Genomic DNA, 23,414 nt, shown 5'->3' on the forward strand with positions numbered 1-23,414 from the left:
CTAGCGGAGGTATTCCTTCCGCATCGATGCGCCGAGCGTGTATTTCGGATCGACGATGTTGCCCACGCGCATTTTGCCCGCCTGAGTGGCGAGGAAATACGCCTCGACCTCGTCAAAGCCGTGATCCTCGACCATCCAGCGTACCAGATCGCGATAGGCCATGCGCGCGGCATCCTCCATCGGGCGCGCGGAGCCTACGGACATGATGAAATCTTCGGTCTCAAGCCGCACGCCCGGAATGGACCAGCCCTTGATCAAGTCGATCTGAAGCACCACGGTCGCCGCGATTTCCACCGCCACGCCGCAAAGCTCGCCGTCGCCTTGGCGGCCATGGCAATCGCCGACGAAGAAATGCGCGTCCTTGCGCTGCACTGGGAAATAGACGACAGCACCCGGTGCCACATCGGGCAGGTCCATGTTGCCGCCCCAATAATCAGGCTGAAGGGATGTGACCGCCTCGATCTCGGGGCTGATGCCCATCGTGCCGATAAAAGGCTCAAAGGGCAGTGTGATACGGTCGGAGAATTTCACGCCCGCCTCCGTCACCTCCATTTTCTTTACCCGCTCAGGCAGGCCGGGGTTGAGCATCATATTCGCATCCGCCGCGAGCGCGCCAAAGCTTGGGATCAGCGCGGTTGTCCCCGCAGGCTGTGGCCCGCGCGGCAGGACGCTGTGGATATGGACCGCCAGAACATCGCCCTTCTCGGCCCCCTCCACGGCGATGGGGCCGTTTTGCGGATTGACGAAGGGCATGTTGAGAAGCTCGGAAGGTTTGTCATCCTCGGTTTTGATCAGCCCACCGAACGCGTCAATCGTCTCGACCTCCACCACATCGCCGGGCGCGATGCGCATCACCGGCTCGGAATAGGGGCCATAGACATAGTGGAATTCGCCTTGATCCTCTTCCGTAAGGGTGTGCCTTGCGCCCGCCTTGCCGCCCGCGAGGGCCTTGCGGCCCATGACCGATTGCATGATCCATGACATGTTGTGAAGTGCCTCCGTGTTAGTATGTGGCCTCATAGGCGGCGCAGCGGGCGGGGGTATCCATCTCCGCCAGATGCGCGATTTCAGCATTTTTATGCGCCCGGTAGACTGCGGCGAAACTGTCGGGGAACCATCCTTTGGCCACAGGGTCCGCCTCAAACGTATCGAGCGCGGCCTCCAGCGTTTCGGGCAGGCGGACAAAGCCGCGCGCATGCAGGTCCGCAGGGCTCAGCAGCGACAGATCTTCCTCAGTGGGGGCAGGGGCCGTCAGCCCATCCTCGATCCCCTGACAGCCCGCATGGACAATCGCGGCCAGCGCCAGATAGGGCGAGGCTGCGGCATCGGCGGCGCGGTATTCGATGTTGAACTGCCGCGCGATGGAGGCGGGGTCCTTGGCCGTGACCGGGCAGACCCGCAAGCTTGCCTCGCGGTCGCGGAACCCAAGGTTGTTATAGGCCGCCGACCAGCGATGCGGCGTGAGCCGCTCGTAGGAAATCACCGACGGCGCGGTGAGCGCCACGATGCTCGGCATGTATTTCAGGACCCCGGCGGCAAATGCATCGGTGATGGCTGACATGCCGCAAGGCCCGTCCGCGTTATAGGTCACGGGCGCGCCGCTATCACCCACAAAGCTCATGTGGATATGCACGCCATTGCCCACGCTTCGTGTGTCGCGGATGGGCGAGAATGTCGCCTCCTCGCCAAAGCTGCGGGCGGTGTCGCGGGTGAATTCGCGCAAGATCACCGCCTGGTCGGCGCTGCGCACGCCTTGGGCGGGGCCGACGACGACCTCATATTGATTGGGCCCGTATTCCTTCATGATGCTGTCCGGCTCCAGCCCCGCACCGTGCAGCACCGCAATCAGCGTCTCGCAGAGATCACGCTGAAGCTCGAACCCGCCGCGCCCATAGGCCTGATGATCGAGGGCGGGGGGGGATTTGAGCTGAAATTCATGCTCGAACGCGGCGATGAGATGCACACCTGCCGCCTTGTGGAGCCGTGCCAGCGCGCCTTTGAGGGCCGAGCGCATGCACAGATCCCAAGGTGCGCCCTCCAGCGTTGTCACATCGCCGAGCATAAGGCGCGTGGGCGCGCCGTCGCCAAATTGCGTCTCGGCCAATGTATCCACATCGGGGATGAGCAGCAGATCCCCCAACGCGCCAAAGGGGCTTTCCGCGATCACGTCAAAGCAGGTGATCTGCACATTCGTCGGCGTCCAGCCGAGGCCGCGCTGGAGGCGCTTGTCGAGCTGATCGGCTGGGAAGGCTTTGCCGCGCACCTTGCCGGCAATGTCGCATAGGGCTGCGAAAATCAGGGGCGTCTGGGTCATGTCTGGTCCTCTTTGGGTCTTAGTCTCAGGGCTTCCCATGCTTCCATCCGGGCGCGGGTCTTGTCCCAGTCATGCTCCGCGATGCGGGTCACGATTGCCTCGGTCACGGCGAGGGCGGCAGAATATGTGTCCCAGAGGGTGCCGCTATCAATGGGCACGGGCAAGACCTCACGCGCATGTTTGGCGATGGGCGATATCCATTTATCGGTCATGAGTATTATGCGGGCATGTCGGCTTTGTGCGGCGCGACTGGCCAATTGCTCCAACAGTGGCTCATAGCGGCGGAAATCCACCAGAAATAGGATATCGCCCTGCCGCATCCGTAACAGATACTCCGGCCATCCTTCGGCATTGGGTGGCAGGTGATAGACATCCTTGCGGCTCAGCTGCAAATGGAAGGTCAGATGCTTGGCAATCGTGTCGCTGATCCGCCCGCCAATGACATAGATGCGCCGCTTGGGATCGGCCAGAAGGGTGCAGATCTGGAGGAACTGATCCTCGGTGATCGCATCCGCTGCAATGGCCATTTGCGACGTGGATTTGGCGATGAAATCCTTGAGAAAGCCGCCCTCGACGGGGCGTCCGGGCGCGTGCAGATCAAGCGGTGATCGCATGCCTTGTTTCAGCTCAGAGATCAGCTCGCGTTGAAACTCCTGATAGCCTTCAAGCCCGATCTTGGTGACAAAGCGCGAGATGGACGGGGCCGAGACCTCCGAATGCCGGGCCAGCTCGTGAATGGGGGCGAGGCCCGAGAAGGGATAGTCCGACAGGATCATGGCGGCGAGCTTGCGCTCTCCGATCGTCAGGGTTTCGGCTGCGTTCTCAATGCGTTCTCGGACAATCATAGGGCTGGCGATCTGCCTTTTGTTTAGGCAAGGGTGTGTGAATTATTTTTTCACGTCAACAATTTTAATTGACAATGAAACAACAGTTTCGTTTCCTTAGCGTCACCCAACCGGGTCAGGGCGATGCCACCGCCTCAGAATCATGCCCGGTCTGCTCGCCGATTTGCTCCTTTTGCCACAAGAAAAGAATACCACATGACACAAAATAAGACCGGAGTTTTGACGCGTGAGGTGCCTTTGGTGCCCACCCAATCGGGTCTGCTGTTCATCGACGTGCAGAATTTCAGCGCCAAGCGCGAGGGGGCCGAGTTCGCGCATCTTTCGGATGCGGAGTTCCGGAAAAGCTATGGCTGGTTCTTCGATGAGCTCGGCGCGCGGGTGATCCCCAATATGCAGGCGCTTCAGGCGGGGTGCCGGGCCGCTGGGGTCGAGGTGATGTATACGACTATCGAGAGCCTTACGAAGGACGGGCGCGACCGCAGCCTTGATTACAAGATAACCGGGTTCAACGTGCCCAAAGGGTCATGGGACGGCAAGGTGATCGACGAGATCGCACCGGGCGATGATGAGATCGTATTGCCGAAATCGTCCTCCTCGGTCTTCGTCTCGACCCATATTGATTATCTGCTGCGCAATCTTGGGATTCGCCAGATTGTGCTCTGTGGCCTGATCACCGATCAATGCGTGGAAAGCGCGATCCGCGATGCCTGTGATCTGGGATATCTGGTGACGCAGGTGACGGATGCGTGCCTTACCTACACGCCAGAGCGGCACGACCATTCGCTGCGCACGATCAAAGGCTATTGCCGGCAGGTGACCACGGCTGAACTGCTTGCGGAACTCGCTGGCCATGGATGAGTGCGCCCATGAGTGACGCGGCGTTTCTCACGCATCCCGCGCGGTTGCGCGCGGCGAACACGGCGCGCACGCTTGTGTGTATTGCCCTTTTGGCAGTGGTTGTGGCGGTGCTCACGCTGGTCTTTGGCCGCTCGGGCGAGCGGATCGCGGTGCAGATGTGCGTGAACGTGGCCGCCGTTGTGGCCCTTGGTGTTTATTGCGGCAACACGGGCATCGTGTCCTTCGGGCATGGCGCGTTCATGGCGATCGGCGCCTATACTTCGGCCATTCTGACCATGCCTGCTGGTATTCAGCGCACGGCCCTGCCGGACTTGCCCGTATTCATGGCTGGATATGAGCTGTCGCTCTGGATGGCCTTGCCGGTGGTTGCTATTGCCGGGCTGGCCTTTGCAGCACTCAGCGGAAGTGCGATTGCCCGGCTTGCCGGGGCGTCTGCCGCGATTGCCTCTCTGGGGCTGTTGATCATCACCCATAGCGTGGCCATCGGCGCGCGCGAGATCACACGCGGCAGCCAGACATTCTTTGGCGCCCCCCGTGTGGTGGACCTGACGCTCGCCTTTGCCGCAGCGGTGGTTTTCATTGTTCTGGCAAGGCTCTACCGCGAAAGCCCGCAGGGTCTTTTCGCCCGCGCGGCGCGCGATGATCCGGATGCCGCAGCCGCGCTCGGCATCAATCCACAGCGCACGCGCTTCATCAGCTGGTGCCTGTCGGGGACGATGTGTGCCGTCGCAGGCGCGCTTTATGGTCATATGCTCGGGGCGTTTTCGCCTGCGTCTTTTTACCTGTCGCTGGTGTTTGCGCATGTGGCGATGATGATCGTGGGCGGCATGGCCTCGGTCGGAGGAGCCGTAGCAGGCGTTATCGCCGTCACGCTTTTGCAAGACACCGTGCGCCAGTTTGAGGGCGGTGTGGAGCTTTTCGGCGTCGTGATGCCCGAGGTTTTCGGGCTGACCACGGTGTCCTTGGGTCTTGCGATCCTTCTGGTGATCTGGCTGAGGCCCACGGGGCTTGTGGGCAGTTTTGAGCTTGGCCCCGGGGCGGGCGCGCGCATCTTTGACCGGATCACGGGACGCACTGAGCCCGCGCCTGCGCCCGCGCAGGTGGGTGAAATGACACTCTCGGCTGAGGGGTTGTCGAAAAGCTTTGCGGGGGTGAAGGCCGTGACGGACATGAGCTTTGAGGCCCCTACAGGCCGGGTGACCGGGTTGATCGGGCCGAATGGTGCGGGCAAATCCACTTTGGTGAACCTCATCACGCGGCAATATCATGCGGATACGGGGCGCACGCATCTGTCGGGCACGGATCTCAGCCATGTGTCGCGCGAAGGGATAGCGCGCGCAGGCGTCTCACGCAGCTTCCAGAACCTGAGGCTTTTTCAGGGGCTTACGGTCTATGAGAACGTCTTCGTCTCCGCCCTTGCCGCGGGCCGGGGGCGCAGCGAGGCGGCGTCTGTGGCCCTGCGTGAGCTCTATGCGTTTGATCTGGGCGCACTGGCGGCCACGCGGGCGGACGCGCTGCCCTATGGCGCGCGCAAACGGTTGGAGGTTGCGCGGTCGCTGGCGCAGGAGCCCGTGATCTTGCTGCTGGACGAGCCTGCGGCGGGCATGAACCCCGCCGAGACCGATGACCTTGCCGATCGGCTGATCCGGGTCCGCGACGAACGTGGCATCGGGATTTTGCTGATCGACCATGATCTGCGTTTCGTCAACCGACTGTCGAGTTGGACGGTCGTGATGAATCGCGGCACCTTGATTGCCCAAGGCACGCCGGAAGACGTGCGCGCCAATCCGGCGGTGATCGAGGCCTATATCGGGCGTGGACGCACCGCTGCCTCCGTGGCCGATACTGTGGCCGACAAAGAAGAAGAAACCACCACTCACCCCACCTCTCAACAAGGAGTAACACCATGATTTTTCGAAAATTTCTTTTGACAACCACCAGCGCGCTTGTCGTTGCTGGCGCGGCGAATGCCGAGGAGTATCTGATCGGCGTGATGTCGGCGCAATCGGGATATCTGGCACCTTATGACGGGCCCGCCTATGCGGGTTTTCAGTTCTGCGTGGACCAAAAGAACGCCAATGGCGGGCTGAACGGCACGCATATGGTGCGGACCATCGTGAAGGACACCCGCTCGGACATTGCCGAGGGTGTGAAGGTCGTGCAGGAAATGCTCGATGACGGCGCGCAGTTCATCGTCTCCTCCGCCGATGCGGACCCTACGATTGCCGCCGCGCAAATCACCTTGGCCGACGGTATCCCCACCATGACATTCGCGGGCACAGCGCCCGTGCTCACGCAAGTGGGCGAGCATGTGTTCGGAAGCTATCCTGCGGATAACCAACAAGGTGCCGTTCTGGCCGCCTATGCGCGCGACCAGGGCTTTGAGAATGTCTATCTCGTGAAATCCCCCGATAGCGCCTATACGCTGGGCGGTCCTGAGTATTTCGGTGAGGCATTCGAAGCGCTCGGCGGCAATATCGTCGGCACCTCCAACTATTCGCTGAACCAGCCTGACTTCTCGGCCATCGTGACCACGATCAAGGCGGCTGAACCAACACCGGACGTGATCGTGACATGGGCGTGGGAGCCGGACTTCCCGGCCTTCATCAAGGCCGTGCGCGGCGCGGGTCTCGACACCCAAGTGATGGGCGGCGACGTGCTTGATACACCCACCGTGCGCGGTTTGGGCGAAGTGGTGGGCGGTGTTGTCCACACATCGGGCGGCTTCCCGGATGAAGGCTCGGCCTATGCGCAGTTCATCGCGGATTTCACCGAGGCCAACGGTACCGCACCGGACAATAACTACTACGTCAACGGCTGCGATATCGTGAACATGATCGAACAGGCATTGGCTGCCGCAGGCTCGACCGAGCCCGCCGCAGTGGTTGCCGCCATGGCCGAAATTGAAAACGGGCAGGGCATCATGTCCAACTTCACCTTCAAGGGCACAGACCGGATGCCGCTGCGCGAAGTGGTTGTGGCGCGGATCACCGGCGATGGTCAGAAAGAGTTCGTCAAGCGTACGATGGCGGACCCTGCAACCCTGCCACAGCCGTAAGACAAAGGGGCATGGAAACCGCACTCACCATAAAAGCGCTCGACGTTCGCTATGGTCCGGTTCAGGCCACGCGCGGCGTGGACCTGACGGCGGCCAAGGGCGGCGTCACGGCCCTTCTGGGCGCGAATGGCGCGGGCAAGACATCGACCGTGATGGCCATTGCAGGCGCGCGGAAGATCTCCGCAGGGTCGGTTTCCATCTTCGGCACGGATATGACAGGGGCCACGCCCGACGCCATTGTGCGCGCGGGCGTGGCCATTTCACCGGAGGGGCGGCGCGTTTTTGCGGCCCTGTCCGTGGAGGATAATCTGACGCTGGCAGGGTCGGTGATCGGGGATGCGGCCACCGCGTCTGCGCGTAAGGCCGCGATGATGGAACGGTTTCCCATTCTCGGCGAGCGGCGCCGCCAGCTTGCGGGGCTTTTGTCGGGCGGCGAGCAACAGATGCTGGCCGTGGCGCGGGCGCTGATGAGCGGGCCTCGGCTTCTCTTGATGGACGAGCCGTCTCTGGGCCTCGCGCCGCAGATGGTGGATACGATTTTCGGCATCGTGGAGGAGCTGCGCGATGAGGGGATTTCCATCCTTCTGGTCGAGCAGAATGCGACACTGGCCCTTGATGTGGCCGATCATGCGGTGGTTCTGGCCAATGGGGCCGTGGCCGCAGCAGGCCCGCCGGAGGATTTGAAAAATGACAAGCTGCTCCAAGCAGCCTATTTGGCGGCCTGACCTATGGACCTGATTTTGCAACAATCCATCAACGCGATCAGCCTTGGGGGCATCTATGCGATGCTGGCCTTGGGTCTTGCGATTGTGTTCTCCATCGTTGGGCTCATCAACTTCGCCCACGGCGATATCATGACATTCGGCGGCTACGGGATTTTCCTGGCGCTTGTCTTTGGGATGCCGCCTGCGGTGGCGTTGGCCATTGGTATCGGGGCGGCGGTGGTGATGGCGCTGGCCTTGGAGCGCACGGCGTTTCGCGCGATGCGCGGCGCGGATGTGGTCACGCTTTTGATCACCAGCTTTGCGGTCTCGGAAATTCTCAAAGTGGTCTTCCAAAACACCATCTCCGCGCGCCCCGTGCCGATTTCCTTTCCTGCGGAATGGTCGGGGACCTATCAGGTGGGCGGGGCGACCATCGGCGTGGTGCCCACCGTGTCGATCATCGTGGCGTTCGCCTCGCTCGCGGGGCTGACATGGGTGCTCAAGCGGACGGCCACGGGCATGGCCATGCGGGCCGCAGCAGAAGATTTGGAGATGCTCAAGCTTCTCGGTGTGCGGGCCAATCGCGTGGTGGCCGTGGCCTTTGCCATCTCGGGCCTGCTGGCGGGGATCGCGGCGGTGATCTGGACCGCGCAGCGCGGCTCGGTCGATCCGATGATGGGGTTCTTTCCGGTGCTCAAGGCATTTATCGCCACGGTTCTGGGGGGGCTGGGCAGCCTCAGTGGTGCGGTTCTCGGCGGCTTCGTGATTGGTATTCTGGAGGTTTTGACGCAAGCCTTCTTGCCTGACACGCTCTCGCCCTACCGCGACGCTATCGTGTTGGCGCTTGTCATTGCGGTGCTGTTGTGGCGCCCCGATGGGCTTTTGCCCGGCAAAACCGGGAACCGCTCGTGACAGGGGCGTTGACTGCGCCGGGTGATCCCATAGCGGTGGAGTGGGTCCATCCCGAGAGCAAGAGCGAGGTCCTGTTGTTGTGCGAACATGCGGGGCAGGCGATCCCGAAGCGGCTTGGGGGGTTGGGTCTGCCCGAGGGGGCGCTGGACCGTCATATCGGCTGGGATATCGGCGCGGAACGGCTGGCGCGCGCGCTGGCAGACCGGCTGGGTGCGCCGCTGATTATTCAGCGCTACAGCCGCCTGGTGCTTGATTGCAACCGCCCTGCGGGCTCTGCCGGGTCAATCCCCGAGGTGAGCGATGGCATCGCCGTGCCCGGCAATCAGGGGATTTCGGATCAGGACCGCGCGGCGCGACAAGAGATGATTTTCGATCCGCTCAACGCCGCCATTGATCAGGGCTTTGCCCATGTCCCACGACGCGCCGCCTTTTCTATTCACAGCTATACAAGGCGGATGCAGGACGGCGTGCGCCGCACATGGGATGCGGGGTTTCTCAGCCGCCATGATCTGGTGACGGCGCAGACCTTCGTGGACAGTATCTCAGGGTTGGAGCCGGGGCTGGTTCTTGGGGTCAACCAGCCCTACCAGATCGAAGCGGACAGCGATTGGTTCATCCCGCATCATGCGGAGCGGCGCGGGATGCGCCATACCTTGGTCGAGGTGTGCAACGATCAGCTGGGCACTGATGCGCAGGTCGCGCGTTGGGCCGATCTTCTGGCACATGCGGTGGGCGAGATACTGGCCGCGCCTTAAGCGTCAGCCCTGCCAAAGCGCCACTTCGGCCAGAACCTTGTCCAGCGTCTCCGTGATCATGTCCACGTCATCCGCCTCAATCGTCAGGGGCGGGCGGATTTTCAGGATGTTGTCCTTTGGCCCCTCGCTGCCGATCAGGATGCGGTGATCGCGCATCCGGTTCTTCACATAGGCGCAGATTGCGGTGCTTTCCGACCCATCCGTTTCGATTAACTCCACGCCCAGAAAAAGCCCCATACCGCGCACATCGCCCACGCAAGCGTGCCGCGCCTCAAGCGTGCGAAGCTGCGCCATCAACCGCGTGCCCATCGCCTCTGCGTTGCCCTGCAATCCTTCGTCATCGACGATATCAAGCACTTCCTTGCCGATCCGGCAGGACAGTGTGGATCCCCCGAAGGTGGAGAAAAACTCGATCCCGTTGTCAAAGCTCTGGGCGATTTCGCGCGTGGTGATCACCGCGCCGATAGGATGCCCGTTGCCGATAGGCTTGCCCAGAACGACCATATCGGGAAGGGCCTCTTGCTGCTCAAACCCGAAATAATACTGCCCCAGACGGCCCAACCCGGTCTGCACTTCGTCGGCGATACACAGCCCGCCGCTCTCGCGGATTTTTGCGTAGACCGCTTTGAGGTATCCCTTGGGCGGGATAATCTGTCCACCCACGGAGGGAAACGTCTCGGCGATGAATCCCGCAAGCCCGTGGCCGCGGGCCTTGAGCGCGGTGATGGCCGGGTCCACCAGATCCGCGAATTTATCCGCCCGCTCAGGATCATCGCGGCGGAAGGGCCCGCGATACTCATCGGCCACCTCGACCAGCTCCACCCAATCGGGTTTGCCGCTGCCGCCGGGCTTGGCGAATTTATAGGCCGAGATATCGACCGCCCCGGTGGTGTTGCCGTGATAGCCGTGATCGGGCGTGATCATCCCCTTGGCCCCGGTATGGGCGCGCGCGAGCCGCAGGGCCAGCTCGTTCGCCTCGGAGCCGGAATTGACAAAATAACAGACCTCGAACCTCTCAGGCAGCTTGGAGAGGATTTTTGCGGCAAAGGCGCTCTGGGCCGGGTGCAGATAGCGGGTGTTCGTGTTGATCCGGTGAAGCTGCTCTGCCGCCACGGCCTGAATACGCGGGTGTGCGTGGCCCACATGTGGCACGTTGTTATAGGCATCAAGATAGGCACGGCCCCATTCGTCAAACATATGGTGTCGCCAGCCGCGCAGAAGCATCACAGGCTCGGTATAGGTCAGGCTGAGATTGCCGCCGAAATGCTGCGCGCGACCTTGCGCGACCTTCGCCTTGGGCGGTGGGTCATAGCGGGTCTTGGCGTCGGGCAGATTCATCAGGCAGGCGGGATTGGGGCTGAGCGCCTCCCACATTTCCAGATCATCGGGGTCGGCCACGCCGGGCCATGAGGGGGCCATGCCATGCGAGGTCATCAAGAGCTGAAAATGCAAATGCGGGGCCCAGCCGCCGTTGCAAGCCTGCGTGCCAAGGGTGCAGAATGCCGCGCCTTTTGCGATCTGCGTGCCGGGGCTGAGATGCTCCAGAAACCCCGGATCAAGATGGCCGTAGAGGGTGAAGAACGCGTCACCCTCGGGTGTCTCATGGCGCAGGATGATCATCCCGCCATAATCCAGCGGATCGGCGCGGTATTCGGCAATCACGACCTCACCATTCAGCGGTGCGGAGACGGCCGCACCGGCAGGGGCGAAGATATCCACGCCCAGATGCACGCTGCGCCTGTCAGAGGCCTTCCAGCGGCCGGTGCGAAACGCCTTGTCGGTGTAGATCAACCTCGGCTCGCGGTAATATCCGAGCCACGGGCCACGCCCCTTCGCCGGATCGCCGCCCAAAAGAGCCGCCTCAGCTTGGGTGAGGTTGAACGGGTCCTGCGGCTCGGCGGAATGCTCTATCGACAAGGGGCCGAGCGGGGCTTCAGCCAGATCACCGTCCATAAGCGGTGCGAAGCTGCCGCGCGCGGTCTCGAGCCACGCCAGAACCCGCTCTGCGCCGTCGGCCACAGGCAGCCCGCAAGCGGCCCGTAGGCGGGCGCGGACCAGCGACGGATCGTGGGGCGCACCTTCCAAAAACCGCCATGCGGGCGCTTGGGAGATGGTTATGTAAGGATCATCTGGGTTTTCGCGCGCCATCAAGGTGGAATTTACCACGCTGACCGCAAGGCGCGCGCGCAGGAGGGGCCAGATAAGATCAACCTCCGCCGGGCTCAGCGGATTGGCCGCGTGATAGCCCTTGATCAGCGCGCCGAACGCGCGTTCGGGCGTGTCATGGTCCAGCACCATATAGGCCGCCGCAATTGCCAGATCGCACACCCGTGGTGCAGCGCACATATCGCCCAGATCAATCAGGCCCGACACGCCGAGCGCCTGTCCCATGCCACCCTCTATGAGAATGTTGTAATCATTCGCGTCGTTGTGGATCGCCTGCACGGGGAGGGCCGCCAGAGCGGGTTTGATGCGGGCGAAATCCTCGGTAATCTCGGCGATCAGAGCGCGGCGGGACGGGTCCTCCAGGCAAGTCAGATCATCCGCGATCCAATCCGCCTTCATCAGGTTCCATTTGAAATCGCGTGCGAGGCCGGGGTGGTCGAAATCCGCAAGCGCCAGTGCCGTGCCACCCAAAACGTGGCCCACTTGCTGGATCAGATCGAGGCCCTTGGGCGCGACCTGTGCATAGCAGCGCCCGGAAAGCTTGCTGAGCACCCATATGAGCCGCGTTTGCCCGTCTACATCCGCCGCTTCGGCAAACCCCGCGCCGTCTTTGGTGCGGATCACAGCGGGCAGGGGCAGGTCGGGGGCCTTGGCTGCGATATGCTCCAACGCGCGAATTTGCAGGTCGATCAGCTCGGGTGCGCAGCCCGCACGCATCACCTTCACGATATGGTCGTGGCCATCCGTGCCTTGCGCCAGAAAGTTGAGGTCATATTCCCCATCAAGCGGATGCAGCTGCGCCGTGATGTGCCAGTCCTTGGCCAGGGCCTGCGCCCACATATCCGTCGTCATGGTGTTTTCCTCGGGCTCTGCTGGGGCCGCTCAGCGCTTTTGTAGCGGGCCTCAGCGGCGTAGTAATCATCAAAGCCCACGGTGCGGCGCAGCTCATCAAAGGGCATCAGGGCGCCTGAGGGATCCTCGCCGGATTTAAGCGCCGCCAGTGCGCCCGTCATGGCGCGCATCGATGCCGATAGGCAGGTGAGCGGGTAGGCCGCAATCGCAAAGCCCAAATCGGCCAGCTGGGCAGGGGGCAGGATCGGCGTCTGCCCACCCTCCAGCATATTGGCCACCATCGGCGCGTCCACCTCCGAACAAAGCGTGCGCATTTCATCTACGCTCAGCGGCTCCTCAATGAAGACGATATCCGCGCCCAGCTCGGCAAACATCTGCGCGCGGGTGATGGCTTCTGCCAGCCCGTGACCCCGTCGCGCATCGGTGCGCGCCTTGATCAAGATGTCCGCGCGGCCCCTTGCCGCCACCGCAGCACGGATGCGATCGTAAGCCTCCTCGCGGTCCACCACGGCCTTGCCCGCCGTATGCCCGCAGCGTTTTGGCGCGATCTGATCCTCGATCATCACGCCCGCGCACCCTGCGCGCGCAAACCCTTCGACCGTGCGCTCCACATTCATCGGGTTGCCATAGCCGGTATCGCCATCCACCATCATCGGAATATCGATCCCCTCCAGCACGTTACGCGCCTGATCGCGGACCTCGCCATAGCTCATCAACCCCACATCCGGCGCGCCGATCCGCGCGGCGGAGGCGGCAAATCCCGACAGGAACGTCAGATCAAACCCCGCCTGCTGAATGAGCTTGGCCGAAAGCGCGTCAAAGCAGCACGGCATCATGATCAGAGCGTCATCCGCCAAGAGGGCGCGCAGCCGGTCGGCCATTGGGTTGGGGCGGGGATCAGTCATGGGGGCGCTTTCCTCGTCTGGTGGTCGCTGGGATGGTAGGGCAGCCGATAGGGTGTTGCGCTCTGCCCGGAATATTGATCAGTTTCATGCGTGTTACCCTATAAGGGAAATCAACACGGCTCCAACCGCAATGACGCAAGACGGCGCGTTTGGAGCGGATCAGCGAGGGGGAGGGCGGACCATATGCAGAGCTTTGCAGAGCGCGCCGCGCGTCTCACCGAGACGGCTCTGGCGGTCGCGCTTATTGCCTTGATGCTGGCCGTGGTGGTGCAGGTCGTGGCCAGCGCGCTGGATGTGAACCCGTTGCTGCGGCTCTCGGGCTCTGTGCCGCTGATCGGTGGCGCGGTAACGCTCAACAGCATGCTTGATTTGCAATGGCATCTTCTGGTGTGTCTGGGTCTCTTGCCCGCCGGGCTGGTCTGGCAGCGCAATGCCCATGTGCGGGTCGATTTTCTCTATCAGCACTACAGCCCTGCATGGAAAGCGCGGCTGGACCTCATGGGGAATCTGACCTTTGCGCTGCCGTTTTTCGCGCTGATCCTGCCTGCGTCCGTGGGCTTCATGCAGCGCGCGTGGCGCTCGGACGAAGGCTCGCGCAATGGGGGGCTGGAGGATCTGTGGTTGATCAAATCGGTGCTGCCGATGGGGCTTGGCCTCGTGGCGCTTTACGTGGCGCTTGAGACCCTGCGTCTGATCCGGGCCGCGCGATGAGCGCCTATGCCTTGCCCCTTACCATGGCGGTCGTGACACTTGCGGGCATCCTCGCGGGCTACCGCGTGGGCATGGTGCTGGCGGGGACGGCGGCGCTCTTCATCCTGATATCTGATCTGCCCTTGGCCTATTTCAACCTGCTGGTCAGCCGGATTTACGCCAATGTCCTGTCGAACTGGCTTCTGGTGGCGATCCCGATGTTCATTTTCATGGGGCTGATCCTGGAGAAATCAGGCGTGGCCGAGCGGGCGTTGCGCGCGGCGCAAACAGCGCTTGGCGGCTCGGCGGCGGGAATGGGCATCTCGGTGCTGCTGATCGGGGTGCTTCTGGCGGCGTCCTCGGGCATCGTGGGGGCGTCGGTGGTGCTTTTGGCCACGCTGGCCTTGCCGCGCTTGCAGGAGGCGGGGTATTGCAACGCGACCTCCGCGGGGCTTATTGCCTCGTCGGGCACGCTGGCCATATTGATCCCGCCTTCGGTCATGCTCATCGTGCTGGGGGATCAGCTTCAGACGCCCGTGCCGGATATGTTCGCGGGGGCGATCCTGCCGGGGCTGCTGCTGGTCGCCGCTTACGGCGTGCTGGTAATTCTCCGCGCACGTGGCCTGCCCCGGCAAGAGCGGAGCGCGCGCACCTCTCCACTGCGATTGATGATTGATCTGGGCCCACTTATCGCGCTTGTCGTCAGCGTACTTGGCTCCATCATCGCGGGTCTTGCGACGCCCACAGAGGCGAGCGGGCTGGGCGCGTTTGGCGCGATTTTGATCACCGCGATCTATGGCAAATTCCGCCTCTCTATCGTGATGGATGCCGCCCGCAAGACGGTAACGACGACAAGCATGGTTCTGCTTGTGATGATTGGAGCCACCTGTTTTGCAGCAGTCTTCAAAGCCATCGGCGGGGGCGATATGGCGCGCGCGGGGCTGACGGCCTTTGGCGAGGGGCCTTACACGGTGCTTTTTGTGGTGATGATGGCGGTGTTCATCCTTGGCTTCGTGCTGGATTGGTTGGAGATCACGCTGATCCTCGTGCCGATTTTTGCGCCCGTTGTGGCGGGGCTTGATTTTGGCAATGGCCTCACGGGGGAGGCCTTGATGATCTGGTTTGGTGTTCTCATCGCCGTGAACCTGCAAACCAGCTTTCTGACACCGCCGTTTGGCTTTTCGCTCTTCTATCTGCGGGGCGCGGTCGGGGATGCGCTCAGCATGTCCGAGATTTATCGCGGCGTTTTGCCGTTCATTGGCCTGCAACTCCTCGTTTTGGGGGTTCTGGTTGCATTTCCCGGTTTGATCACCGGGTTTGACTGACATGATTTACGTGTATGATTTAACGGGAGGAAAATGATATGAAACTGCACCTGACATTGGCCGCCATGGCGCTGGCGGCGACGCCCGCTTTTGCAGAGACCTACAATATGCAAAGCGCTTTTGGCACGGGCCTGCCGGTGCTTGGGCCTGCCGCCGACCGGTTCGTGGCCAATGTGGCAACGCTCACCGGCGGCGAGGTCACGTTCAAGCATCTGGGCGCGGGAGAGATGTCTCCTCCCTTCGAGATTTTCAACAATGTGGGCGTGGGCGCGATCGAGGCCGGCTGGTCCTTTGCCGCCTATGCCTCGGGCGAGGAGCCTGCGGCGGCGCTTTTCGGCTCCGTGCCCTTTGGGGGTGATCCGCTGTCCTATATCTCATGGCTCAACCATGGTGGCGGGATCGAACTTTGGCGCGAACTTTACGCGCCCTACAACCTCGTGCCCATGGCCTGCGGCGTGATCCTGAGCGAGGCAGGCGGGTGGTACACGCGCGAGATCACCGCGCCTGAGGATTTTCAGGGCCTGAACGTGCGTATTGGCGGGCTTGGTGGCGCGATCCTGTCGCGGCTCGGGGCCAATGCGATGGAGCTTCCGGCGGGCGAGATTTCGACCTCTCTGGAGACGGGCCGTCTCGATGCGACCGAGCTTAGCTTTCCTCTGGTGGACCGTCTTCTGGGCTTCAACAAGGTGGCGGAGAATTACTATTTCCCCGGCTGGCATCAGCCTGCGGGCTTTATCGAGTTCTACGTCAACAAGGACGTGTGGGACGCATTCACGGATGCGCAGCGCACCGCGATTGAGGTGTCTTGCAATGATATCAACCTCTGGACGTTGGGCGTGGCCGCAGGCGCGCAGGCCGAGGTTTTGGCCGAGTTTCGCGCAGGTGGCACCAATGTGCAGCGCTTCCCCGACAGCGTTCTGGGCGCGCTGCGCGTGGCCGCCGATGAGGTCTATGCCGAGAAGGCCGCCGAGGATGAGATGTTCGCACGGGTGATCGAAAGCTATCGCGCCTATGCAGCGGCCTACGCCGAGTATCAGGACCTTTCAGCGCTGGATTGACCTTCGAGGGCTCCGGCTATCTGCGCCGGGGCCGGGGCCGCGGGCGAGAATGGGAGCGGCATATGGCCTATAGCCTGCGCGATTTCGGCAGCTACACAGTGGGCGGGCGGATGCATGAGGTGACTTTTACGCGCGAAGCGTCCTTCACCTATGACCCGCGCGGCCATTTTGCGGTTGAGCAGACCTATGTGCAGTATTTCATTCCCGAGCGGCGTTTGGATGCCCCGCCCGTGGTGCTTGTTCATGGCGGCGGCATGACGGGCAGCACGTGGGAGACGACGCCAGATGGGCGGCCCGGATGGCTGCATCTCTTGCTCGACCGGGGTTACGCTGTGCATGTGGTCGACCTGCCCGAGCGGGGGCGCGCGGGCTTTGCGGCGGGTATCTGGGACGCGGCACCAATCCTGCGCTCCGCCGAGGAGGCATGGGGGCTGTTCCGCTTTGGCAGGGCTGAGGGTTTTGCCACGCGACAGCCCTTTGAGGGGCTCCAATTCCCGGTCGCGGCGTTTGATCCGTTCATGCAGCGGATCGTACCACGCTGGCTCGACACCACGCCGCTGCAAACCGCCGGGCTGGCGCATGTCCTGCGCCGTCTGGAGGCCGCCACGGTGATCTGTCATTCCCAAGGGGCCGAGATCGCGTTTGATGCGGCGCGTGCGGCCCCCGGCACGGTGCTGGGGATCGTTGCGGTAGAGCCGTCATCGCAACCGGGCGATGGGCTTGCCTGCCCGCTGATCATTCTGGGCGGGGATAACCTTGATTGCGCCGAACACTGGGATGCACGCGGGCGGGCTTGGGCCGCGTCCTGTGCGCGGATCACGCATGCGGGGGGTGCTGCGCGGTATCTCGACACTGCCGCTGAGGTCGCGCCGGGCGGCAGTCATTTTCTGATGATGGACGCGCATATGGCGGAGGTTCTGGACCTTGGGCTGAGGCATCTTGCCCGGCTGGCTCAGTAGTCCTTCTCAAAGAACACGCCCAAGCCGCTGCCGCCTTCGCTATCCACACTGCCCCGCACGGTGACATTGCGCGACACATCAAGGTTAAGGTTGATTTCCTCGCGCCCCTCGCTGTTGGCGGTGACTTCGGAATAGAGATTGTCCGCGATATATGTACCCGCACGCAGCTCGGTCGTGCCGTCCGCATTGGTGGCCACGTCCAGATCGCTGAGACCGACGGAGTTGCGCAACTGGCCCAGAACATCGTTTTCCGAGCGCCCGGCGAGGGTGGCCACGGCGGAGGCCAGCTGTGCCGCTTGCAGGGGGGAGATCGACGCGAGGTTACGGCCTAGAATAAGCTGGGAGATGATTTCTTCCTGCGGCAAGTCAGGCTCAGATTCGAACGCGATCTCAATCTCGCTGGCCAGCCCTTCGGCCACGATCCGCACCACGATGTCATTCGCTGTCGTCTCGGCGACAAAGCGCAGATAGGGATCGAGCGCGCCGCGCATATCCACCAGGCCTTCGGTCAGCAAAAGCCGTTTGCCCAAAAGGTCGTGCCGCCCACGGATCAGTTGGAAAGACCCGGACGGCACAACATCTTTGGTGGTGCCGCCCAGACGGATCTGCCCGCGCAACTCCGCGTCGAGCCCGCGGCCGCGCACGAACAAGCGCCGCGGTGCGTTGATGATCAGATTGAGCCCGAATGGGGCCGCGGCGCTGTTGCTTTCCTCAGCGATAAGGCCTGCAAACCGGCGCGTCTGGGTGACGGCGGGTGGCGCGCCTTCATGGGCCAGATCCTCAAAGATGACCGAGGACGTGGCGGTGCTGGAGGGGATACGGATCTCCGTCTCGTCCAAGGTGATGTTGCCGCCAATCACAGCGCCGCCCGTAAGGGGGCCGGTGATCGAGGCGGTGCCAGCTAGAAGAGATGTGTAGGTCAGATTGTCGGTGAGGCGAATGGAGGTCAACTGTGCGCTGAGATCGGCGTTGAAAGGGGCGGTGAGGGCGATGGGGCCAGTGACGGTAAAGGTGCCACCCTCCCGAAGTCGGCCCGCAAGCTGCGTCTGCGCGCGTCCACCCGTGAGGGTGATATCGCCAGTGAGCCCCTCAATCGCGATGCCGAGGCGCGGCAGTGCGATCCGCGCGCCCTGCGTGGACAGCGCGCCAGAGAGCGACGAAAGCGCGGGGCGGCCATCGATGCGCAGGTCATAGCGCGCTGTGCCCTCGATGGATTGGGGTTTGATGAACGCGTTGGCAAGGCCCAGCGGCGCGGACCCTTGCAGATCAAGCGCCATGCGCGCGCCAAGGTCAAATAGCGTGCCGCGCAGCGCGGCGGTTGTGCCACCCGGCCCCTCGGCGTTCAGGTTTAGCGACATCTCACGCGCCTCGGGGCCTTTGATCTGTGCCTGTCCTGTCGCGCTCACCGGGCCGCTGAAATCTGGCGCGAAGAGGCCCAGATTGGCGAGCCGGAAGCGCAGGTCGAGCGGCGCGCCGGGCGCGCCCGAGACCGCATTGGCGTTGAGCGAAAGCTGCCCCGTCTCGACGGAAATAGCGCGGATATTGATCGCATCTCCTGTCCTCCCGCCATCGGCCGAGATCGTGACATCGCCGGTCAAAAGCTTGTCCAACTCCGCAATCCCGCTGCGCAATCCGCTGCCCCTGAGGGCGGTTTGCAGATCAAACGTGCCTGCCTGCAGCGCTGCACGTCCGCTCAGATCGGCGTTGAGATTGCCCGCCAGACGTTGCCCGGCAAGGGCGGCAAACCGCGACAGGTCCGCGATCTGCGCAGAAAGCTGCCCCTTGGCGGGCAGGCCGGGCGCATCGGGCGAAACCGTGCCTGAGGCGGTGATGCGGCTCTGGGCCACCTCAAGCGTCAGGTTTTCCACGTTGACGGCCCCACCGAATTCCCAATTGAGCGCTGTGTTGACCTCTGCGGGGCCGGTGAGGCGTGGCTCTGCACGCGAGACATCAGGCATTTGGGCGCTCAGGCTCAGCGCGCCGCGCGTCTCGTCGCTGCGTCCTTGAGCATTCAGCGACAGGGCTGAATTGGTGATCTCCAACTGCTCCAGAACGGTCGCTTCGGTGTCGCGCCGCACCCGCACGGCCAGATCGCTGGCACCCGCCAGAAGCGGGTCGAGCCGCGCGATACCCGTCTGAAGGTCTTGGGTCTGGGCGGTGAGGGCCAGATCGAACGCCCCGCCCAGAAGTGCTCCGGTGCCGCTCAGCTCTGCGGTCCCGGCCCCGCCCAGATCGCGGTCCGCCAGAGCGGCAAAGCGGCTGAGATTGCCCATGCGCAGGGCGACCTCGCCAGAGGCGGGAAAACCCGCCTCAAGCGTGCCGAGCGTGCCCGCGCCTGTGATGCGCAGATCGCCCGAGATCACGTCCAAGGCGCTGATGCTGAGCGGCGTGCCGCTTGCCCAATCCGCCTGCAATTGGCCGCGCAGGGCGGTGCCGAGGGCCTCCGCTATGGCGGCATCTTCATGGGACGCGCCCGCTGCGCTGAACGTGATTGTGGCTGAGACGCCTTGGGGCGCGTCCCGGCGGATCGTGCCATTCGCACGCAAGCTGCCGCTGTCGATCTCAAGCGCCTCTTGCGCAAACCCGTCAAAGCGGATCTCGGCGCGCCATTCATTGCCCGAGGCGGCATCAAAGGCCGCAGAGATGCGGGCGCCGTCAATGAAGGTGGCCGGGCCGGAGCCGGGCAGGCGCAGCGGGGCATCAGCGCTCATTGAGCCGCGTGTCGGCGGGGCCAGCGTGCCGTTCAGATCAAAGCGGGTGGGCCAGCGATCCGCCCCCAGCGCGAGCTGCCCGGTGAGTGACAGAGCGGCGGAGCGGAGCGACAGCTCCGACAGGTCAAGCGCGCCATCTGAGGCGCGGAGCCCCTCCACGCGCAACGCGCTGTCACCGCCGAAAAAGGGATGAAACGCAGGCTCAAAAAGGGGGCGCAAGTCCCCATCGAGCGCGGCTGAGAAGCGCTGCGTGCTGGTCTCGTCCTCGCGTATCTCAACGGTGCCGCCCAAGCGCTCGGTCCCGTCCGAGCTGAGCGTGATGGCGGCAGTATAGTCCGAGAGCGGGTCCTCGCCCTGTACCGAAAGCGCCAGCGCAGGCTGCCCCGGCAGGTCCAGAAGCCGCGCGATGATCCCGCCTTCCTCCTCCTCCAGCGCCAGATCAAGGGCGAGAAATCTCGTCTCGTTGGCATAGCTCGCCTCAAGCCCAAAGGTGCCGCGCCCGTCGCCGCGCAGAACGCTGAGGTCCATCGCACCTGCGCCATCCGCGAGCGAGACGGAGCCTTCTACCGAAAGGGTGACCGCCTCACCCAGAATGGGTGTGCCAAGGCTGACGCGGGTCGCAGTGATCTCGCCGATCTGCACACTGACGGGCAGGTCGGGCAGGGCGAATTCGGTCGCGACGGTGGCCTCGGGCGTGACGCCTTCTTCCGTGTTGGGTAGGCGCGGCACGTCGATTGTGGCCGCCGACAGGGTGTTGATGCTCAGCCGTCCGCGCAACAGGGCCGCACGGTTCCAATCCAGCACCAGATCGGTGAGGGTGATCCACACGCCCGCATCATCGGAGATGGTCAGTTGCTCCATCGTGGCTTGCGACGACAACGCGCCTTTGAATCCCACAATGCGCACCTCGCGGCCCGCGCCCGAAAGGGTATCCTCCAAGAGGGCCTGCAAATACCCGCGGTCTTCGGCCTCCTGTGTGGCCTCCGCTGTGACCTCGTCCTGCGCCCAAGCCGATTGGGGCAGGGCGAGTGCTGCGCAAAGCGTAAGCAGGGCGATAAGCTGTTTCATCAAAACGCCTGTCCGATGCCGATATAGATCTCGAAATCCTGCCCCGCATCGCCATCCAGCGGCGTGGCCAGATCAATGCGGATGGGCCCCAGCCCGGTATTGTAGCGCCCGCCAAGCCCGGCGCCGCTATGCCAATCGCCCACGCCTTCCCCCAGCGCATCGCCCCCGATAAACCCGGTATCCGCAAAGGCTACGATCTGAAACGTGTCGTTTATGTCGGCGCGAATTTCGCCGCTGAACCCCAGAAAAGACCGCCCGCCGACGCGTTGCCCGCCCGGCAATGTGATGGCGAGCGATTGGTAGGGCTGTCCGCGCACCGTGTCCGGTCCGCCGGAGAAAAACAAAAGGCCCGGCGGCACGTCGGCGGTGCTGGCACCGGCCACCGTGCCAAGCTGCGCGCGTGCGGCAAAGGTCAGCCCGTCTTCGGCTCCGATTGTGCGGTAGGCCCGTGCATCCGCAAACACCCGTGTCCCGTTGCCGCCGCCGCTCAACCCGAGAAACGCCGTGGTATCCAGCCCGATATAGAAACCGCGATTGGCATCCAGCGGGTCGTCACGCGTGTCCCAGCGCAGCTCTGCGGGGGCGAATAGCTGCTCAATTGTGCGCGAGCCGAAAGCGTCGTCAATCTCGCTATAGCGATAGCCGATGCCCAATTCTCCCTCAAGCTCGTCGGAGAAAATATGAGTGAAGCCGCCGCCCACCTCTACTTTGCGCTCGCGGTATTCGGGCTCGCTTTCTTCCGAAATGGTCGCTCCGAGGTAGAGGCCGGTATCGGGTGTGAAGGTCGCCGGGCGCTCAAACCGCACCCCGAGAGAGTAATCCTCACCGCCCGAATTGCCGCCAATGCCGCCCACCTCTATGTCAAAGCGCAGCCGTTCGGCCCCGCCCAGCAGGTTGCGGTGCAGCCAGAACGCCGAGAGGCCCAGACCTTCGAGCGAGGAGAGCTCGATCCCCACGCCCACGCGCCGCCGCCGGGCATCTGCCAGTTCGGCGTTGATATCGAGCCTGTCGCCCGGCCCGATGTCCTCGGCATCCTTCAGAGCGACCGAGCGGAACGCGCCGCTGCGCCGTAGGCGGTCGGCGGAGCGTTTGAGCTTTGCCGGGTCATAGATCTCGCCCGTGGGCAGGCCCGCAATCTCGCGGATGCGCGCATCCCGTACGCGGCTCTCGCCGGGTATGTTGAGCGCGCCGAAGGTCAGGCGCGGGCCGGGGGCGAGGGTGATTTGGGCCGAGAGGGCGCTTTGCGGGTGCAGGGCTGTGATCTTCTGCCCCGTGACGGCAACCTTTGCGTGGCCTGCATCGCGCCAGGCGGCCACGCTCGCGTCGGCGGCATTTTGGACCAGATCGCCGCGGGCTTGCGCGCCTGTGCGGAACTCTTCGGGCAGCTTGGTGCCCGGCGCAAGCGGGGTCACTTCGGCGCGTGAAAATGTGAAGGGCGCGCCTTGGTCCACGGTTATGTCAATGCGGTTGACCTGCGAGGGCGCGCCCAAGGGCGGCACGCTGCCCGCCTCGCGCCCGTCCACCTTGATTGAGATGACGGGGCCGTAATATCCGGCCGCATAAAGCACCCCGATAAGCCGGTTGTAATCGGCTTGAGCGGCAGCCAGCAGGTCCTGCGGGGCGGCGTTGCCGTCAGCCGCGCTTTGGATGCTGAGCGACGCGGATTTCAGCCTGTCGGTGAAGCCCTCAGATGCGCCGGGCGCTGTCAGGTTGACCTCGGTGGCCAGAACGCTGCCAGCCAGATAGATCGCCAGAAAGGCGCTCAGCGAAGCACTGATGAAGGGTCTTGCGAGCACGTATGTGCCTCCATTGGCTGAGCCGGAGTATATCGCATGTTTGGGGTGAGGATAACACCTGAAGATGCGTGTTTTCTAGACGCGGGGGTTTTGCGCCGGTGGCCTCAATAGTGGGTGAAAGTCATTGTGGCACAAGGTGTTGCGGGTGGTTGTCGGTTTGGCCGTGAACTGCGGATCATCGCATGGGGCGCACACGCCGCGAATATGCATAGGTTTCGCGCCAGTGAAAGCTGAGATTTCGGCGTTGTTTTTAGGCAGGGCGAATAGCCAGAGCGGGCCCGTCCAGCAATGATTCGACTTGGTGGAATTCGGCGTCTCGCCTCCCTCTCGCTTGGGGGTAAGGGTTTATGCGGCAGGTAAGCCGCTGCTTTCAAACGATACCCCCCGTGCGGTGTCAAGATAACTAGACACTTTGCTATGATCGGGTATTTTGGTCGC

General features: G+C 63.2%; 17 protein-coding genes. 10 read left to right on the top strand and 7 right to left on the bottom strand.

The annotated features are described in order from the left end of the window. From KUD11_RS09200 to KUD11_RS09210, 3 genes are read right to left on the bottom strand one after another with little or no spacing between them, the layout of a single operon-like run. Window positions 1-984: an acetamidase/formamidase family protein gene (locus tag KUD11_RS09200; protein ID WP_109384966.1), complete on the bottom strand. Its 984-nt coding sequence runs from the start codon at window positions 982-984 to the stop codon at window positions 1-3. A 19-nt stretch (window positions 985-1,003) separates the two neighbouring features. Continuing rightward, window positions 1,004-2,314, bottom strand: coding sequence for a glutamine synthetase family protein (locus tag KUD11_RS09205; protein WP_109384965.1), 1,311 nt, complete (start codon window positions 2,312-2,314; stop codon window positions 1,004-1,006). After that, a complete protein-coding gene (locus tag KUD11_RS09210) occupies window positions 2,311-3,159 on the bottom strand; it encodes a MurR/RpiR family transcriptional regulator (protein WP_109384964.1) in 849 nt (282 codons plus the stop codon). The genes KUD11_RS09205 and KUD11_RS09210 overlap by 4 nt, the downstream gene beginning before the upstream one ends. A gap of 195 nt (window positions 3,160-3,354) precedes the next feature. Here KUD11_RS09210 and KUD11_RS09215 point away from each other — a divergent pair, with 195 nt between their 5' ends. From KUD11_RS09215 to KUD11_RS09240, 6 genes are read left to right on the top strand one after another with little or no spacing between them, the layout of a single operon-like run. Beyond that, window positions 3,355-4,017: an isochorismatase family cysteine hydrolase gene (locus tag KUD11_RS09215; RefSeq protein ID WP_109384963.1), complete on the top strand. Its 663-nt coding sequence runs from the start codon at window positions 3,355-3,357 to the stop codon at window positions 4,015-4,017. Next, on the top strand, window positions 4,014-5,927 hold the full coding sequence (locus tag KUD11_RS09220; RefSeq protein ID WP_109384962.1) for a branched-chain amino acid ABC transporter ATP-binding protein/permease: 1,914 nt from the start codon (window positions 4,014-4,016) through the stop codon (window positions 5,925-5,927). Before KUD11_RS09215 ends, KUD11_RS09220 begins: the two co-directional genes overlap by 4 nt. Further along, window positions 5,924-7,075 (top strand): ABC transporter substrate-binding protein, encoded by a 1,152-nt coding sequence (locus tag KUD11_RS09225; protein ID WP_109384961.1) that lies wholly within the window; start codon window positions 5,924-5,926, stop codon window positions 7,073-7,075. The genes KUD11_RS09220 and KUD11_RS09225 overlap by 4 nt, the downstream gene beginning before the upstream one ends. Window positions 7,076-7,086: 11 nt before the next feature. Further along, on the top strand, window positions 7,087-7,800 hold the full coding sequence (locus KUD11_RS09230; protein ID WP_109384960.1) for an ABC transporter ATP-binding protein: 714 nt from the start codon (window positions 7,087-7,089) through the stop codon (window positions 7,798-7,800). Between the two features lie 3 nt (window positions 7,801-7,803). Continuing rightward, window positions 7,804-8,691: a branched-chain amino acid ABC transporter permease gene (locus KUD11_RS09235; protein ID WP_181375273.1), complete on the top strand. Its 888-nt coding sequence runs from the start codon at window positions 7,804-7,806 to the stop codon at window positions 8,689-8,691. After that, on the top strand, window positions 8,688-9,446 hold the full coding sequence (locus KUD11_RS09240) for an N-formylglutamate amidohydrolase (protein ID WP_224380177.1): 759 nt from the start codon (window positions 8,688-8,690) through the stop codon (window positions 9,444-9,446). Before KUD11_RS09235 ends, KUD11_RS09240 begins: the two co-directional genes overlap by 4 nt. Window positions 9,447-9,449: 3 nt before the next feature. Here KUD11_RS09240 and KUD11_RS09245 read toward each other — a convergent pair whose 3' ends face one another. Both KUD11_RS09245 and KUD11_RS09250 read right to left on the bottom strand, forming a co-directional pair. Next, complete coding sequence (locus KUD11_RS09245; protein WP_109384958.1) at window positions 9,450-12,464, bottom strand: aminotransferase class III-fold pyridoxal phosphate-dependent enzyme; 3,015 nt, start codon at window positions 12,462-12,464, stop codon at window positions 9,450-9,452. Beyond that, complete coding sequence (locus KUD11_RS09250; RefSeq protein ID WP_109384957.1) at window positions 12,461-13,369, bottom strand: isocitrate lyase/PEP mutase family protein; 909 nt, start codon at window positions 13,367-13,369, stop codon at window positions 12,461-12,463. Before KUD11_RS09250 ends, KUD11_RS09245 begins: the two co-directional genes overlap by 4 nt. Before the next feature lie 183 nt (window positions 13,370-13,552). On the opposite strand from KUD11_RS09250, the gene KUD11_RS09255 reads away from it, so the two are divergent. The 4 genes from KUD11_RS09255 (at window position 13,553) to KUD11_RS09270 (ending at window position 17,401) form a co-directional block, all read left to right on the top strand. Beyond that, the gene (locus tag KUD11_RS09255) at window positions 13,553-14,080 is read left to right on the top strand and encodes a TRAP transporter small permease subunit (RefSeq protein WP_109384956.1); all 528 of its coding nucleotides are present in this window, start codon (window positions 13,553-13,555) and stop codon (window positions 14,078-14,080) included. Beyond that, on the top strand, window positions 14,077-15,384 hold the full coding sequence (locus tag KUD11_RS09260) for a TRAP transporter large permease (protein ID WP_224380180.1): 1,308 nt from the start codon (window positions 14,077-14,079) through the stop codon (window positions 15,382-15,384). Before KUD11_RS09255 ends, KUD11_RS09260 begins: the two co-directional genes overlap by 4 nt. Window positions 15,385-15,422: 38 nt before the next feature. Further along, window positions 15,423-16,442 carry a TRAP transporter substrate-binding protein gene (locus KUD11_RS09265; protein WP_109384955.1) on the top strand — a complete coding sequence of 340 codons (1,020 nt, stop codon included), beginning with the start codon at window positions 15,423-15,425 and terminating at the stop codon, window positions 16,440-16,442. A gap of 62 nt (window positions 16,443-16,504) precedes the next feature. Continuing rightward, window positions 16,505-17,401, top strand: coding sequence for an alpha/beta fold hydrolase (locus KUD11_RS09270; RefSeq protein ID WP_146190837.1), 897 nt, complete (start codon window positions 16,505-16,507; stop codon window positions 17,399-17,401). Here KUD11_RS09270 and KUD11_RS09275 read toward each other — a convergent pair. After that, window positions 17,395-21,180, bottom strand: coding sequence for a translocation/assembly module TamB domain-containing protein (locus KUD11_RS09275; RefSeq protein ID WP_109384953.1), 3,786 nt, complete (start codon window positions 21,178-21,180; stop codon window positions 17,395-17,397). The two genes, KUD11_RS09270 and KUD11_RS09275, sit on opposite strands and share 7 nt — an antisense overlap. After that, on the bottom strand, window positions 21,180-22,976 hold the full coding sequence (locus KUD11_RS09280) for an autotransporter assembly complex protein TamA (protein WP_224380182.1): 1,797 nt from the start codon (window positions 22,974-22,976) through the stop codon (window positions 21,180-21,182). The genes KUD11_RS09275 and KUD11_RS09280 overlap by 1 nt, the downstream gene beginning before the upstream one ends. Between the last annotated feature and the right edge of the window lie 438 nt (window positions 22,977-23,414).

This window comes from Roseovarius carneus (assembly GCF_020141465.1).
Classification (GTDB): Bacteria; Pseudomonadota; Alphaproteobacteria; order Rhodobacterales; family Rhodobacteraceae; genus Roseovarius; species Roseovarius carneus.